The sequence below is a fragment of the Cupriavidus malaysiensis genome (assembly GCF_001854325.1).
GTDB classification, from domain to species: Bacteria; Pseudomonadota; Gammaproteobacteria; order Burkholderiales; family Burkholderiaceae; genus Cupriavidus; species Cupriavidus malaysiensis.
Genome location: NZ_CP017754.1, coordinates 1,577,989 through 1,592,031, shown reverse-complemented (window position 1 = coordinate 1,592,031; position 14,043 = coordinate 1,577,989). Strand labels below are relative to the sequence as shown.

Sequence of the window (14,043 nt, the reverse complement as noted above, 5' to 3'; positions counted from 1 at the left end):
GCCCCCCTTTCGACCCGCCACAGGGCCGCCGTGCCGGGCGCTCAGCCGCGTCCGGCGGGCCGCCGCAGCAGGCCCCAGACCGGCCAGCGGACCAGCAGGCGCGCCACCCTGCCGGGACGCGCGGGCGCCTGGCGCAGCGTCAGTTCCGCGCCGGCCTCGCTCTCCACGACGATCCAGCCGGCGGTCTCGATCCGGTAGACGTCACCGGCCGCCAGGCGGTGCTGCGCCTGATGGATGCTCTGCGCCAGCCAGGCCGGCGCGGTATGCAGCCGGGCCCGGCCGGCGGCGACGTGCAATACGCTGCCCGGCGTGGCGGACAGGCGCAGTGACTGGCCGCCGCGCAGGGAAATCGTTTGGGGGATGGGCCGGCTGGCGGCGGAATCGGCTGGCATGAGGGGCTCCTCGCGTGATCTCGGACCTGCACAGCGTAGCCAGCGCGATGCGGCCGCAACAGGCACAAGAGCACGGCATAGCGACCGCAACAGATACCAGGACTCCCCCACTGTTACGATACAGATTTCGCTGTCTGTATCTGTTCGCACGGCGCCTCCGACGCCATCATGCCGCATGGATTCCGCGACACTTCCGCTCTATCACCAGCTCGCCACGCGCTACCGCCGCGCCATCGACGATGGCGCGCTGACTCCCGGAGACCGCATGCCATCGGTGCGCCAATTGATGGAACGGCATGGTGTCAGCCTGTCCACCGCGCTGCAGGCCTGCCGGGAGCTCGAGCGCGAGGGGCTGCTCGAGGCGCGGCCGCGCTCGGGCTATTTCGTGCGGCGCCGGCCGCAGCCGGCACGGGCCGCGCCGATCGCCGAGCCGGAAGCGCGCCTGCCCGACCCGGCCCAGTACGTCGGCATCCACCAGCGTATCTCGGCCATCCTGGCGCGCAGCCACCAGCACGCCGTGCGCGTCAGCCTGGCCGGTCTCAGCGCGGCGTCCGACCTCTACCCGGTGGCCGCGCTCAATGCCGCCACCACGCGGGCCCTGCGGCGGCATCCGCAGCTCTACGGCCGCACGCCGGAAGCCGAGGGCCACCCCGAGCTGCGCGCCGCGCTGGCACGCCACGCCCTCCTCTCTCAGATCAACCTGGCGCCCGAGGACATCGTCGTCACCCATGGCTGTACCGAGGCGCTGCACTTGGCGCTGCGCGCCGTGGCCGGCCCCGGCGACGTGATCGCGGTCGAATCGCCAACCTACTACGGGCTGCTGCAGATTCTCGAAGGACTCGGCATGCGCGCACTGGAGATCCCCTGCAGTCCGCACAGCGGCATCTCGCTGGAAGCGCTGGAACTGGCCGCGCAGACCTATGACAGCATCAAGGCGGTGGTGGTGGTGCCGACCCTGCAGAATCCGCTCGGCAGCATCATGCCCGACGCCAACAAGGCGGCGCTGGTGCGTTGGTGCGAGACGCGCGGCATCGTGCTGATCGAGGACGACTGCTTCTCGGCGCTGGCCGACGGCGAGACCGGCCCGGCCGCGGCCAAGTCCTGGGACCAGAGCGGCAACGTGATCTACTGCGCGTCGCTGCACAAGTTCCTGGCGCCAGGCATGCGCCTGGGCTGGATCGCGGCAGGCCGCTGGACGGCGCGCGTGGCCATGCTCAAGTTCAGCCAGTCGCGCCCCAACGAGGTGCTGGCCCAGCTCGCGGTGGCCGATTTCATGGGCAGCGGCGCCTTCGCGCGCCACCTGCGGCGGCTGCGCGACCAGTTGCGCATCCAGCGCGAATGGATGGCCGAAGCCATCGCCGGCGGCTTCCCGGCCGGCACCCGCCTGTCCACGCCGGCCGGCGGCATGCACCTTTGGGTCGAACTGCCGGCCGGCATCGATTCGGAAACGCTGTTCGAACTGGCATTGCGCCAAGGCATCCATGTGGCGCCCGGTGTGATGTTCTCCAACTCCAACCGCTTCGACCATTTCCTGCGCGTCAACTGCGGCGCGCCGCGCTCGGCGCTGCTGGAAGACGCGCTGCGGCAGCTGGCGGCGGTTGCCAACGGACTGGCGGCAGCGCGGCCGGAGCCCGCCCCGAATGTGACGCTTACATGATCTGGAGCAAGGCAGGGCATCAGGGTTCACCCTAGCATCGAGGGCATTCCTTGCATCAACCCGATCCGACGCCATGCCGCACAATGCCCCGGACCAGCCCTACTCCCTCGACGACCTGCGCACGCTGGCGCGACACCTCACCGATGGCTCCCTGCTGCAGACCACGACCCTGCTGCTGATCGCCGAGATCGAGCGCGGCGGCCGCCCCGCGCCGGCCCGCGCCAGCCGCGGCCGGCCCGACTGAGTCCCGCGCTGCCTCCCTGCCCGGCGGCGACGCGCAGCGGCCGGCACCGGTCCGATTTTTGCAACAGCGCTCCCAAATTCCCGTCCCCTGCCCTATGCTACGGCGCTGACGCGCCTGCCTGCCCGGCCGGTCACCGGGCGCCGGCCTTCCGGCCTTCTGCGGCACGCGTCCGACGGGACCCTTTGGAAGCCGCTCACATGACAGCCCAGACAACAACAACTACAACCTTCACCAGCGCCGACACCGACATCGACACTCGGATCGACGACACTCGGATCGACGACGACTACCTTTCCCTGTTCCAGCTCGCGCCCGTATCGCTGTGGCTGGAGGACTTCAGCGCCGTCAAGGCGCGCTTCGATGCACTGCGTGCCGAAGGTGTCGAGGACCTGCGCAGCCACCTGCGCGCCCACCCGAAGGAAGTCGCGCACTGCTCGGCGCTGATCCGTGTGATCGCGGTCAACCGCCGCACCCTGGAACTGTTCCGCGCGGCCGACCTGGCCGACCTGGTCGCCAATCTCGACACGATCTTCCGCGACGATATGTTCGACCAGCACGTGGAGGAACTGGGCCAGCTCTGGGATGGGCAGGCGCACTTCTCCAGCCAGACCGTCAACTACTCGCTCGACGGCGAACGCCTCGACATCCGCCTCGAAGCCCGCGTGATGCCCGGGCACGAAGACGACTGGTCGCGCGTGCTGCTGTCGATCGAGGACGTCACCGCGCGCCAGCGCGTGGAGCGCGACCTGCGGCGCAGCCAGCAATACGCGCTCGGCCTGTTCGAGCACTCGCCGGTGTCGCTGTGGGTGGAGGATTTCAGCGCGGTCAAGATGCTGCTCGACGAGGTGCGCGGGGCCGGCATCACCGACTTCCGCACCTTCCTCAACGTCCACCCCGATTTCGTGCAGCGCTGCATGCAGGAGATCCGCGTCATCGACGTCAACCAGCAGACCCTGCAGATGTTCGGCGCGCCATCCAAGGAGGTGCTGATGGCGCGCCTGGGCGACGTGTTCCGCGACGACATGCGCATCCACTTCGCCGAGCAGCTGATCGACCTGTGGCACGAAAAGCTGTGGCAGCAGCGCGAGGTGATCAACTACGCGCTGGACGGCCGCTCCGTCGACGTCTTCATGCAATGGTCGGTGTTCCCGGGCCGTGAGGCCGACTGGGACCAGGTGCTGGTGTCGCTGACCGATATCACCGCGCGCAAGAAGGCCGAGGCCTATGTCGAATTCCTTGGCAAGCATGATGTGCTGACCAAGCTGTACAACCGCGCCTTCTATGAGGACGAGCTGGCGCGGCTGGGCCGCAAGGGTCCCTGGCCGGTCAGCGTGATCGCGCTCGATCTCAACGGGCTCAAGCAGGTCAACGACCTGAACGGGCACGGCGACGGCGATGCACTGCTGCGCCGTACCGGCGAGGTCCTGAAGAAGGCCGTGGGCGAGCAGGCCTGCATCGCCCGCGTCGGCGGCGACGAGTTCATGGTGCTGCTGCCCGGCGCCGACGAACGCAGCGCTCACCTGATCATCGAACAGATCACCCAGGTCCTGGAATTGAACAACCAGTTCTACCCGGGCGCGGCGCTGTCGCTGTCGCTCGGCACCGCCACCTGCGCGCAGGGCGAGCGGCTGAGCGATACCGTCAAGGCCGCCGACGCACAGATGTACGCCGCCAAGCGGGCCTACTACGAAGCCCAGGAGACCGATCGCCGGCGCAATTGAAGGAGCGGCCCCTCAGTCGGGCGAGCACTCGCCGCGCAACAGGGCCCACTCTTCGCACTGCTTGCCGTTGGGGAAGCTGCAGGTACCCGCCTGGCCGGCGGCGGAACTGACGATCTGGAGGGTGCCACCCCGCTGTGCGCAATTGGCCGAAGCCGGATTCGGCATGCCGATCGCGGCCGGCCCCCCCGGCCGGCCGGCCGCTGCCGGGGCCACCGTCGCAGCCGTTGCCGCTGGCGGCGGCGGTGCCGCCCGGACCGGAGCCGCGCCGGGAGCCGGCGCCGTACCGCCGCAGGAGGCCATTGCCAGGGCAGCGGCAAGGGTCAGGTAGGAACGCATGCAAGGGGCTCCGCAGCGGCCCGGCGCAGGCGGGCGCTCAGTGGATAGGGATAGGACAAGGATCCGGCCGCGGCCGCTTTCGCTGCGGCACGCAAGCCGTGCGCCGTCCCGCGGCGCGCGCGGGACGGCCAGCCTTACAGATAGACGATCAGGGCAATGCCGGCCACGATCAGGCCGAACTTCACCACATAGTAGAGCGGCCGGCTCCAGGCCTTGAAGCGGCGGCGGTACTGGCCGCCCAGCCAGACGATGCGGAACAGTCGGTTGATCATGCCGGTCTGGTCCGTTTCCTCGTTAGGCGAGCTTGCCGCCGTCATCAGCTTGCGGCCCAGCCAGCGGTTGACCCGCGCCGCCCAGCCGAAGCGCATCGGGCGCTCGACGTCGCAGAACAGGATCAGGCGATTGGCCTCGCTCTTGTTCTCGGCCCAGTGCAGGTAGGTTTCGTCGAACACCACGCCAACGCCATCGCGCCAGCTGTGGCGCTCGCCATCGACTTCGATGAAGCAGCGGTCGTCATTGGGCGTGGACAGGCCCAGGTGGTAGCGCAGCGACCCGGCGAACGGATCGCGGTGCGGGTTCAGCTTGCCTCCCGGCGGCAGTTCCGCGAACATCGCCGCCTTCACGCTCGGCAGCTCGCGCAGCAGCGCGACCGTGCGCGGGCACAGCGTCTCGGCCGACGGGTGGTTCGCCTCGTACCACTTCAGGTAGAAGCGCTTCCAGCCATATTTGAAGAAGGAATTGAAGCCCGCGTCATCGTTCTTCTCGGCGGCCTTGATCTTGCGCATGGCCGCCAGCGCGAGCCCCTCGTCGCGGATCTCGGGCCAGGCCGCGCGCAGTTTCTCCAGCTCGGGAAACTGCTCGACCGGGATGTAGGGCGTGCGCGGCACGCCCGAGAAGGCATACATGAAGCAATTCAGCGGTGCCACCACCGCCGAGTGGTCGAGCAGCTGGCGCCAGATGCGCAGGCGCACCTTGCCGCGGAAATGTACGTACAGGATCGCGCCCAGATAGCCCGCGACGATAATCCACTTGATCACCCGAAGTCCTCCAAAGCCACCGCCGTAACGGCCGTGCCACCCGAGCGGAGGCCGAGCCGCCCCGGGGGCGAAAGACCGTATTCTAGCGAAATGCGGACGGACGGACAGGTGCGGCGCCCGCGCCGCTTGATGGGTGTCAACGATAGCATCGGCCGGCGCCCCACCCACCGCACCGGCGGCGTGCGCGGCCGTGAGCGCTCAGTCGTCGCCGCGGGCACGCCGCGCGATGCGGGCAATCAAGGCCTGGGCGTCCTGGGGGGTTCCCTGCAGCGTCAGCAGGCGGGCGTTCAGCACGAGGTTCTCCAGCACCAGCTTGGCCGTGGACGCCCACATGGTGGCAAGGATGGCTTCGAGGGGCAGTCCGGATGCCTCCATCTCGGTCGAGCGCTCTGCCACCAGCCGGCACACCAGCGCGCGCAGCGCATCGTCATCGAAAGGAAGATTGGCGTAGTCGATCGGGTCTTCCTTCTCGACTTCCTCGATCAGCTGCAGCAGCATGTCTTCGGTCATCAGCAAGCTCCTTGCTCGATGCGCCGGCGGTCGCGACGCGACCCGGACGGTGCGCGGGGGCACGGCCGCGCCCCCTGCGATCGACGCTAAAGCAAAGGGCCGGGGGTGTCAATGCGCCACCCGGACCTGGGGAAAATCCTCAGGCCTCTGCCTCGCGCAGGCATTGAACAAAGCGGTGTATGCTGCGGTCATACGTCCCATTCAGTCCGGGAATAGCGTCCATGACCAAGCGTCTGTTATCTGCCATGCGTCAGTACGCATGGTTCAGGGGGGTGAAGCATCATGTGGTCCAAGGCGTCGAGGCGCTGGCGGACCTGCTGAAATCCCCCTCTGCGGCGGCGCGTGCCGTTGCCGCCATCATCGCCGAGACCGAGCACGGCGTGCAGGTCTGGGTTTCGTATCTGGGCAAGCCGCTGGATCCGCACACCAATTATGTGCTATGGCCGGAGCGGCGCCTCAAGCCCGCCCGGCGTCGCGTCGCCGCCATCCCGGTGCGCCCGCAGCGTCCTCCGCACTAGGATCTCCCCACCAGCAGGCCACTCAGGCGTCGGCCCAGCGCCGCAGCAGGTTGTGATAGACACCGGTCAGGCCGACTACCGCCGCCTCCTGCTGCCCCAGCGCCTGGCCGACGCGCTGGATCTGCGTGTCGAGATCGAACAGCAGCGCACGCTGGCCATCGTCGCGCACCATGCTTTGAATCCAGAAGAACGATGAAATCCGTGCGCCCCGCGTGACCGGCGTCACGTGGTGCACGCTGCTGGCCGGATACAGCACCATATGGCCCGCCGGCAACTTGACGCGCTGCTGGCCGAACGTGTCCTCGACCACCAGTTCGCCGCCGTCATAGTCTTCCGGAGCGGTCAGGAACAGGGTCGCGGAGAGGTCGCTGCGCACGCGGAAGCTGCTCCCGCGCAGGTAGCGGATCGCGTTGTCGACATGGTTGCCGAAAGTGCCGCCGCCTTCATAGCGGTTGAACAAGGGGGGAAACACCTTGAGCGGCAACGCTGCGGAGAAGAACAGCGCATTGGCGGACAAGGCCTCCTCGATCAACGCGCCGGCCTGGCGTGCTGCCGGAGAGCCCTCGGGCAGCTGCAGGTTGCGCTTGGCCAGCGCCGACTGGAAACCCGATGTCGCATTGCCATCCTGCCACGGCGCCGCCACGATGATGGCGCGGCATTGCGCGACCTGTTGCGGGGACAGCACTTCGGGAATCTGCAGCATCATGACGTCGATCACCTTGCAAGTAGCGGGAAACGGGCCTGCACGGTGTGAAAGACACCTCTCCGGACTGGCCAGGGTGCCATTGTAGGGGAAGATCAGCCTCAAAGAAAATGCGAATCATTTCTATTTGAGGCTGAGCAAATGCGAGCCAATGCGATCACGTGCGCTGCCTGCAAGCGCATCGCGGGTGCGCGATGGGCAGCAACCCCGTTACCGGGATCGCGAAATCGAAGACCTGCCTGGGAGATTGGCCGAATCGGCCGTCTTGCCGCCTCAATGCCGCCATGCGGGCAACTTCGAGGGAACTGAAGGGAAACTGGTTGCGGGGGCAGGACTTGAACCTGCGACCTTCGGGTTATGAGCCCGACGAGCTGCCAACTGCTCCACCCCGCGTCTGAAGGAGATGCATTATGACCCATTCCGCAGCGCAATGCAAGAGCTTTCGCACCAGACCCGTGCCGGCCAGCCGTGCGGCTGCGCCGGTTTGGCGCACCGCCGCACCGAACCCGATTCAGGCGGACTGGGCCACCCGGTATTGCGAGTCTCTCCCAAGCGGACTCGGAGCAAAACAGGCAGCGCATTCCTGCAGAAGGAGAGGCTCGACGCGGTAGTGCCGCGTCACTCGCCACCCTTCGATCATTACTCCAGTGGCCCGAGGAGGCGGTCGACCAAGCCATAGCCGGCGACAAAGGCCGCCACCTCGGCGGCGTGCCGGGTGGCAAACCCGCCCGCCCCGCTCGACAGCAGATCGGTATCGCCCGCATCCGAGGGATCCGCACCCTGCTGGCAGACACGCGCCTCATAACCCCACAAGCCGCCCTGCCCTTCCGCTGCCTGCGGCCCCGGACCGGCCTGGCGACGCAACAGCGTACGGACATAGACGTCCATGCTGCGGTAGGCCTCGACACGCCAAGCGGTCTCTCTCATCGGGCTGCCTCCTGCTGCGGGGGATCGTGACTCGCGAAGCGTTCAGGCGGTCCGCGAAGGCGGACGACGACAGCCGCAGCAACGCGGACGGCCGCCACGCATCGCGTGTGCGAACAGCATGCTAGTGCCCTGATTCTTCAATACGTGGAATGACCCGGTCTGCCGGGAAGTCGCGCGGGGCCAGGAACGGAGCGTTGCGAGGCTTGGAGCCTGACGAGCACTCGCGACGATGCATTGCATTGGGCGGCTTCGTCTTCTCGACAGAAACGACAGAAACGTCACCAGCGGATTTGTGATCCAGGACACTTGCAGCCTAGTAGTCCGCGCTGGACTGCGCAAGACATGCGGGATGGCCCGCGCGCGGCGGGACACCATGCACACGGCGTCGCAATGCAAAAAGGGCTTCCGTTTCCGGAAGCCCTTTCTTCTCATAGGTGGCGCGGCTGGCAGGATTCGAACCCACGACCCCTTGGTTCGTAGCCAAGTACTCTATCCAACTGAGCTACAGCCGCACGCGAGAGAAAGATTATATCGTACTTTTCATTTTTGTGAACCCCCTTCACTCACTTTTTTGCCGGGCTGGGCCTGGGCATCCTCGCTTCCTATAATGGGAGCCCAAGCGATGTGATCCGAACATGAACAAGGCGTTTGTCAAAGAGTCGTCCGGCGATGACGATGACGACCTGCCGGAAGGCGCGGCACCGCTGCCGCCCGGCACCAAGAACTACATCACCGCGCAAGGCTACCAGCGGCTGCGCGATGAGTTGATGCACCTGATCGACGTGGATCGGCCCGACGTGGTCCAGATCGTGTCGTGGGCGGCGTCGAACGGCGACCGTTCCGAGAATGGCGACTATCTTTACGGCAAGAAGCGCCTGCGCGAGATCGACCGGCGCATCCGCTTCCTGACCCGCAGGCTGGACAAAGCCGAAGTGGTCGACCCCTCGCTGCAAGGCGACAACGACCAGATCTTCTTCGGCGCCACCGTCACTTATCTCAATGGCGCCGGCGAAGAGAACACCATCACCATCGTCGGCATGGACGAGGTGGATCTCGACCAGCATCGCGTCAGCTGGATCTCACCGATCGCCAAGGCCTTGATCAAGGCCCGCGAGGGCGACACGGTGCCGCTGCGCACACCCAACGGCGTCGAACAGATCGAAGTGCTGGAGGTCCGCTACCCGCCGCGCCGGAGCGCCGGAGAGGCGGGCACGGCCTGAGCGCGCCGCCGCGCGGCATCGCCTGGCGCACCAAGCGCCGGGCGGCATGCCGACTCAGTTGTCGTTACGGTCGCGGAAGATGCGGATCACATCCGGGTCGCGCCGCAACGCCCGCATCACGTTGGCCAGGTGCAGGCGGTTCTGCACCTGGATGATGAACTGCATGTAGGTCGCTTCCTGGTGGATGACGTTCTGCTCCATCGCCACGTGCGCGACATTGGCATCGGCCGCCGTCAGGTCGGCCGCCACGCGGGCGACGATACCCTTGACGTTGCGCACCATGACCTTGATGGAGACATCGAAGGAACGCGTGGTCTTGTGCGCCCACATGACATCGATCCAGTGCTCCGGATCCTTGCTGTGCAGCCGCTTGGCAACCTTGCAGTCCTGCACATGGATCTGCAGGCCTTCGCCCTTGCCCAGGTAGCCGACGATGGAGTCGCCGGGAATCGGCCGGCAGCAGGTCGAGAAAATCATCGACATGCCTTCGTCGCCGGTCACCGCCACCGCCGGCGCTTCTTCGCCGGCAAAGGTCTGTACCGCCGCCATCAGCGAGCTGTCGGTATCGCCTGACAGTTCCTGCAGCAGGATTTCCATGCGCTTGGCCACCACGGCCGGCACGCGGCGCCCCAGCGCCAGGTCGGCGAAGATGTCCTCGCGCTGCTTGTTGCCGGTCCACTGGATCATGCGCTCCCACACCATCGCAGGCACCGCCTTCAGGTCGATGCCGAGCTGGCGCGCGGCCTGCTCCAGCAGACGCTCTCCCAGCTGAATGGCTTCGTCGAGCTTGGTGGTCTTCAGGTAGTGGCGGATCGCGGCGCGCGCCTTGCCGGTGCGAACGAAGGCCAGCCAGGCCGGGTTGGGCTTCGAGTACGGCGCCGTCACCACCTCGACGATATCGCCGCTCTTGAGCTCGGTGCGCAGCGGCAGCAACTCGTTGTTGATCTTGACGGCGACGCACTGGTTGCCCAGGTCGCTGTGCACCGCGTAGGCGAAGTCCAGCGCGGTGGCGCCGCGCGGCAGCGCGCGGATATGCCCCTTGGGCGTGAAGACATAGACCGCGTCCGGGAACAGGTCGATCTTGACGTGCTCAAGGAATTCCTGCGAGTCGCCGGTCTGGCTCTGGATATCGAGCAGCGACTGCAACCACTGGTGTGCCTGCTGCTGGATCTCGTTGGCCTGCTCCGGCTGGTGCTTGTACATCCAGTGCGCGGCCACGCCGGCCTCGGCGATCTGGTGCATCTCGCGGGTGCGGATCTGGAATTCCACCGGCGTGCCGAACGGGCCCACCAGCGTGGTATGCAAGGACTGGTAGCCGTTGATCTTGGGGATCGCGATGTAGTCCTTGAACTTGCCGGGCATGGGTTTGTACAGCGAGTGCAGCGCGCCCAGCGCCATATAGCAGTGCATCTGCGTCTCGACCACCACCCGGAAGCCGTACACGTCCAGCACCTGCGAGAACGACAACTGCTTGTCGTGCATCTTGCGGTAGATGCTGTACAGCGTCTTCTCGCGCCCGGACAGCTCGGCCACGATGCCGGCATCGGCCAGGGACTTCTGCGCGGCCTCCAGGATGCGCTTGACCACTTCGCGGCGATTGCCCCGCGCCGCCTTGACAGCCTTTTCCAGCGTGGCGTAGCGGAACGGCGAGCCGACCTTGAACGACAGCTCGAGCAGTTCGCGATAGGTGGTGTTCAGGCCAAGACGGTGGGCGATCGGCGCGTAGATCTCCATCGTCTCGAGCGCGATCCGGCGCCGCTTCTCCGGCGGCACGAAATCGAGCGTGCGCATATTGTGCGTGCGATCGGCCAGCTTGACCAGGATCACACGGACATCGCGCGCCATCGCCAACAGCATCTTGCGGAAGCTCTCCGCCTGCGCCTGCTCGCGGCTCTGGAACTCGAGCTTGTCGAGCTTGGTGAGGCCGTCGACCAGTTCCGCGACCTTGGGACCGAAGCGCTCGGCCAGCTCGCCCTTGGTCACGCCCTGGTCTTCCATCACGTCGTGCAGCAGTGCCGCCATGATGGACTGCACATCCAGCCGCCAGTCGGCGCACAACTCGGCCACGGCCACCGGGTGAGTGATATAGGGCTCGCCGCTCTGGCGATACTGGCCGAGATGGGCCTCGTCGGAAAACTGGAAGGCTTCCCGCACCAGGGCCTGGTCGGCAGGCTTCAGGTACGACAGCTTCTCCATCAGACGGGTGATGGAGATGACCTGCTGGCGGGGAGGAACGGCCGGCTGGGAGGTCGGGCCGAAAAAGTGGCGGTAGGACTGCTCCAGCACCGCATCGATGAACAGGGCGTCGGCGGCGGCCGGGGCGGCAGCCCCTGGCGCGGGCGCGGCCGGCGCCGTCGCCTGGCTCGCCTCCTGCTGGCGCGCCTTGGCCTGCGCGATCGGCGGGACCACCGCGCGTTCGCCCACCACGTTACCGCCGAGCGGATCCGGCAGGTTGGGCGCCCCGGTACGCGCCGTCACCGGGCCCTGGCCCGGCGTGCCGCGCTTGCGGCCCGAGACGGAAGCGCCATGGGCTTCCGTCTCAGTGAGCGCTTCGCCACGCGCGCCGGCCGGCGCCACGCCGGTGCCGGGCACTGCTGATACGTGGGAAGGCTGGGAAGAAGACATCGAGGCGGCCTCCGGGATCCGGCTGGGTACGCGCATGCACCAGACTGAGTGTTACCGCAGGCCGCCCTGGCGATCAGGTCGGGACCTTCTTCAGCATCTCGATGCCGACCTGGCCGGAAGCAATCTCGCGCAGCGCCACCACGGTGGGCTTGTCCTTCGCCTCCACCTTGGGGGTATGGCCCTGCACCAGCTGGCGTGCCCGGTACGTGGCCGCAAGCGCGAGCTCAAAGCGGTTCGGGATGTGTTTCAGACAATCTTCGACGGTAATACGCGCCATATCAAATCTACCTTGGGACTAAACCTATGCGATGTCAGCCATTTTACAGCACGCGGGCGCAAGCGTTGCCAGCGCGCCCGCTCTCAGTGGATGCCGAGCTCGACAAAGAGGCCGCTGTGGCGCGCCTTCTGCGCCGAAAAGCGCAGACGGGTCGCGCGAACGACGCTGCTGAGCTCTTCGAGCGCCTGCTCGAATACCTCATTGATGATCACGTAGTCGGACTCGCTGGCATGCGCCATCTCGCTGCCGGCGGCCAGCAGGCGCCGCACGATGACGTTCGGCTCGTCCTGTCCGCGCTTATTCAGCCGCTCTTCCAGCGCCGTCAGCGACGGCGGCAGGATGAAGATCTCGACGGCATTGGAGAAGCGCTTGTGCACCTGCTGCGCGCCCTGCCAGTCGATCTCCAGCAACACGTCGTTGCCCTGCGCCATCTGCTCCTCGATCCACACGCGCGAGGTGCCGTAGTAGTTGCCGTGTACCTCTGCCCACTCGAGGAAATCGCCGCGCGCGCGCGCTGCGCGGAAGGCGTCGATACCGGTGAAGTGGTACTCGCGGCCATCCTGCTCGCCGGGGCGCGGCGCGCGCGTGGTGTGCGAGATCGACAGACGGATGCTGGGGTCGCGCGCCAGCAGCGCGTTGACCAGCGTGGACTTGCCCGCGCCCGATGGCGCCACCACCATGAACAGGTTGCCCGGATAGGCGGTGTCGAGAGTACTGGTGGTCGATTCGTTCATGATGATCCGATGTTGCCTGGTGAAGAAGTATTGCCATGCCGGCCGGCTGCCGCGCCGGGCCGGGAAAAACGGGATGCCGGAAGACGGCTTACTCGAGGTTCTGGACCTGCTCGCGCATCTGCTCGATCAGCAGCTTCAGTTCCATCGACGCATCGGCGAGTTCCTTGGCCGCGGCCTTCGAGCCAAGCGTGTTGGCCTCGCGGTTCAGCTCCTGCATCATGAAATCGAGCCGCTTGCCGACCTGCCCGCCCTTGCCCAGGATATGGCGCGTCTCGTTCAGGTGAGCCTGCAGGCGCGACAGTTCCTCGGCGATATCGATACGGATGCCGTAGACCGTGGCCTCCTGGCGGATACGCTCGGTGATCTCCTCGCGGCTCATCGACGGCATGCCGCCCGGCGCCGCCAGGTTGAATGCCTCCTGCAGGCGCTCGGTCAGCTTTTCCTGATGATGGGCGATCAACTGCGGGATGGTCGGCGTCAGGCGCTCGACGATGGCCAGCATCGCGTCGACCCGCTCCAGCAGCGCCGCCTTGAGGGCCTCGCCCTCGCGGCGCCGCGCTTCCAGCAACTGTGCCAGCGCTTCCTTGGCGGCCCCGGTCACGGCCTCGCGCAGTGCATCCTGCGACAGCTCCGGCTCGACCAGCACGCCGGGCCAGCGCAGGATCTCGCCCATGCGCAGCGAACCCGCCTCGCGGAAGGTCTCGGCCACGGTGCGCTCCAGTTCGCGGATCTGCGCCAGCAAGCCATCGTTGAGCGCCAGCGTGGCACCGCCGGCGTCGGCACGCTGCAGGTTGATGCGGCATTCCAGCTTGCCGCGCGACAGCTTGGCCATCAGCATCTCGCGCAGGGCAGGCTCGAATGCGCGGCATTCCTCCGGTGCGCGGAACAGCAGGTCGAGGAAGCGCGAGTTGACGGTGCGGAACTCGACCGAAACGGCGGCCGTGCGGCCGCTGGGCTCTCCCTGTGCGTTCGTCAGCGGCGCGTGGCGCGTAGCCACGCCATAGCCAGTCATGCTGTGGATCATCAGATATTCTCGCGAATGGGCCGGCTCGCGCCGGTGCGGCGGGGTGCCGCGGCACGCCGGGCAAAGCCGGAAAAGACGGCCGCCAGGCCCCTATTTGTATTCTTTACAAGCAAGCGAT

At 66.9% G+C, this 14,043-nt stretch carries 15 protein-coding genes and 2 tRNA genes; 5 read left to right on the top strand and 12 right to left on the bottom strand.

Features of this window, described 5'->3' with window-relative positions:
- Positions 1–41: 41 nt before the first annotated feature.
- Positions 42–392 carry a hypothetical protein gene (locus BKK80_RS06900; protein ID WP_071068769.1) on the bottom strand — a complete coding sequence of 117 codons (351 nt, stop codon included), beginning with the start codon at positions 390–392 and terminating at the stop codon, positions 42–44.
- A gap of 175 nt (positions 393–567) precedes the next feature.
- On the opposite strand from BKK80_RS06900, the gene BKK80_RS06895 reads away from it, so the two are divergent.
- From BKK80_RS06895 to BKK80_RS06890, 3 genes are all read left to right on the top strand, one after another.
- Entirely contained in the window at positions 568–2,049 is a 1,482-nt protein-coding gene (locus BKK80_RS06895; RefSeq protein ID WP_071068768.1) for an aminotransferase-like domain-containing protein, read from the top strand.
- 73 nt (positions 2,050–2,122) lie between these two features.
- A complete protein-coding gene (locus BKK80_RS36270; protein ID WP_156811168.1) occupies positions 2,123–2,293 on the top strand; it encodes a hypothetical protein in 171 nt (56 codons plus the stop codon).
- Between the two features lie 197 nt (positions 2,294–2,490).
- Positions 2,491–4,014, top strand: coding sequence for a sensor domain-containing diguanylate cyclase (locus BKK80_RS06890; RefSeq protein ID WP_083383997.1), 1,524 nt, complete (start codon positions 2,491–2,493; stop codon positions 4,012–4,014).
- Positions 4,015–4,026: 12 nt separating this feature from the next.
- On the opposite strand, the gene BKK80_RS37340 is transcribed toward BKK80_RS06890, so the two are convergent.
- The 3 genes from BKK80_RS37340 to BKK80_RS06875 form a co-directional block, all read right to left on the bottom strand.
- Positions 4,027–4,179: a putative hemolysin gene (locus BKK80_RS37340; RefSeq protein ID WP_231907998.1), complete on the bottom strand. Its 153-nt coding sequence runs from the start codon at positions 4,177–4,179 to the stop codon at positions 4,027–4,029.
- 305 nt (positions 4,180–4,484) lie between these two features.
- Positions 4,485–5,387 (bottom strand): lipid A hydroxylase LpxO, encoded by a 903-nt coding sequence (gene lpxO, locus BKK80_RS06880; protein WP_071011781.1) that lies wholly within the window; start codon positions 5,385–5,387, stop codon positions 4,485–4,487.
- 198 nt (positions 5,388–5,585) lie between these two features.
- A complete protein-coding gene (locus tag BKK80_RS06875; protein WP_071068767.1) occupies positions 5,586–5,897 on the bottom strand; it encodes a hypothetical protein in 312 nt (103 codons plus the stop codon).
- 221 nt (positions 5,898–6,118) lie between these two features.
- On the opposite strand from BKK80_RS06875, the gene BKK80_RS06870 reads away from it, so the two are divergent.
- Positions 6,119–6,415 (top strand): hypothetical protein, encoded by a 297-nt coding sequence (locus BKK80_RS06870; RefSeq protein WP_071011778.1) that lies wholly within the window; start codon positions 6,119–6,121, stop codon positions 6,413–6,415.
- 22 nt (positions 6,416–6,437) lie between these two features.
- On the opposite strand, the gene BKK80_RS06865 is transcribed toward BKK80_RS06870, so the two are convergent.
- From BKK80_RS06865 to BKK80_RS06850, 4 genes are all read right to left on the bottom strand, one after another.
- Positions 6,438–7,121: a Fe2+-dependent dioxygenase gene (locus BKK80_RS06865; protein ID WP_071068766.1), complete on the bottom strand. Its 684-nt coding sequence runs from the start codon at positions 7,119–7,121 to the stop codon at positions 6,438–6,440.
- A 314-nt stretch (positions 7,122–7,435) separates the two neighbouring features.
- Positions 7,436–7,511, bottom strand: a tRNA-Met gene (locus BKK80_RS06860).
- 246 nt (positions 7,512–7,757) lie between these two features.
- Positions 7,758–8,045, bottom strand: a complete 288-nt coding sequence (locus tag BKK80_RS06855) for a hypothetical protein (RefSeq protein WP_071011777.1) — start codon at positions 8,043–8,045, stop codon at positions 7,758–7,760.
- A 435-nt stretch (positions 8,046–8,480) separates the two neighbouring features.
- Positions 8,481–8,557 (bottom strand) — tRNA-Arg (locus tag BKK80_RS06850).
- A gap of 123 nt (positions 8,558–8,680) precedes the next feature.
- Between BKK80_RS06850 and greB the strand changes: the two genes are divergently transcribed.
- On the top strand, positions 8,681–9,265 hold the full coding sequence (gene greB, locus BKK80_RS06845) for a transcription elongation factor GreB (RefSeq protein ID WP_071011776.1): 585 nt from the start codon (positions 8,681–8,683) through the stop codon (positions 9,263–9,265).
- A gap of 54 nt (positions 9,266–9,319) precedes the next feature.
- Here greB and BKK80_RS06840 read toward each other — a convergent pair whose 3' ends face one another.
- The 4 genes from BKK80_RS06840 to BKK80_RS06825 all read right to left on the bottom strand — a co-directional run bounded on the left by BKK80_RS06840 (position 9,320) and on the right by BKK80_RS06825 (position 13,925).
- Complete coding sequence (locus BKK80_RS06840) at positions 9,320–11,743, bottom strand: RelA/SpoT family protein (protein WP_071070737.1); 2,424 nt, start codon at positions 11,741–11,743, stop codon at positions 9,320–9,322.
- A 220-nt stretch (positions 11,744–11,963) separates the two neighbouring features.
- Positions 11,964–12,167 carry a DNA-directed RNA polymerase subunit omega gene (gene rpoZ, locus BKK80_RS06835; protein WP_006578656.1) on the bottom strand — a complete coding sequence of 68 codons (204 nt, stop codon included), beginning with the start codon at positions 12,165–12,167 and terminating at the stop codon, positions 11,964–11,966.
- 83 nt (positions 12,168–12,250) lie between these two features.
- Entirely contained in the window at positions 12,251–12,901 is a 651-nt protein-coding gene (gmk, locus tag BKK80_RS06830) for a guanylate kinase (protein ID WP_071011774.1), read from the bottom strand.
- An 88-nt stretch (positions 12,902–12,989) separates the two neighbouring features.
- Positions 12,990–13,925, bottom strand: coding sequence for a YicC/YloC family endoribonuclease (locus BKK80_RS06825; RefSeq protein WP_071037282.1), 936 nt, complete (start codon positions 13,923–13,925; stop codon positions 12,990–12,992).
- Positions 13,926–14,043 lie beyond the last annotated feature (118 nt).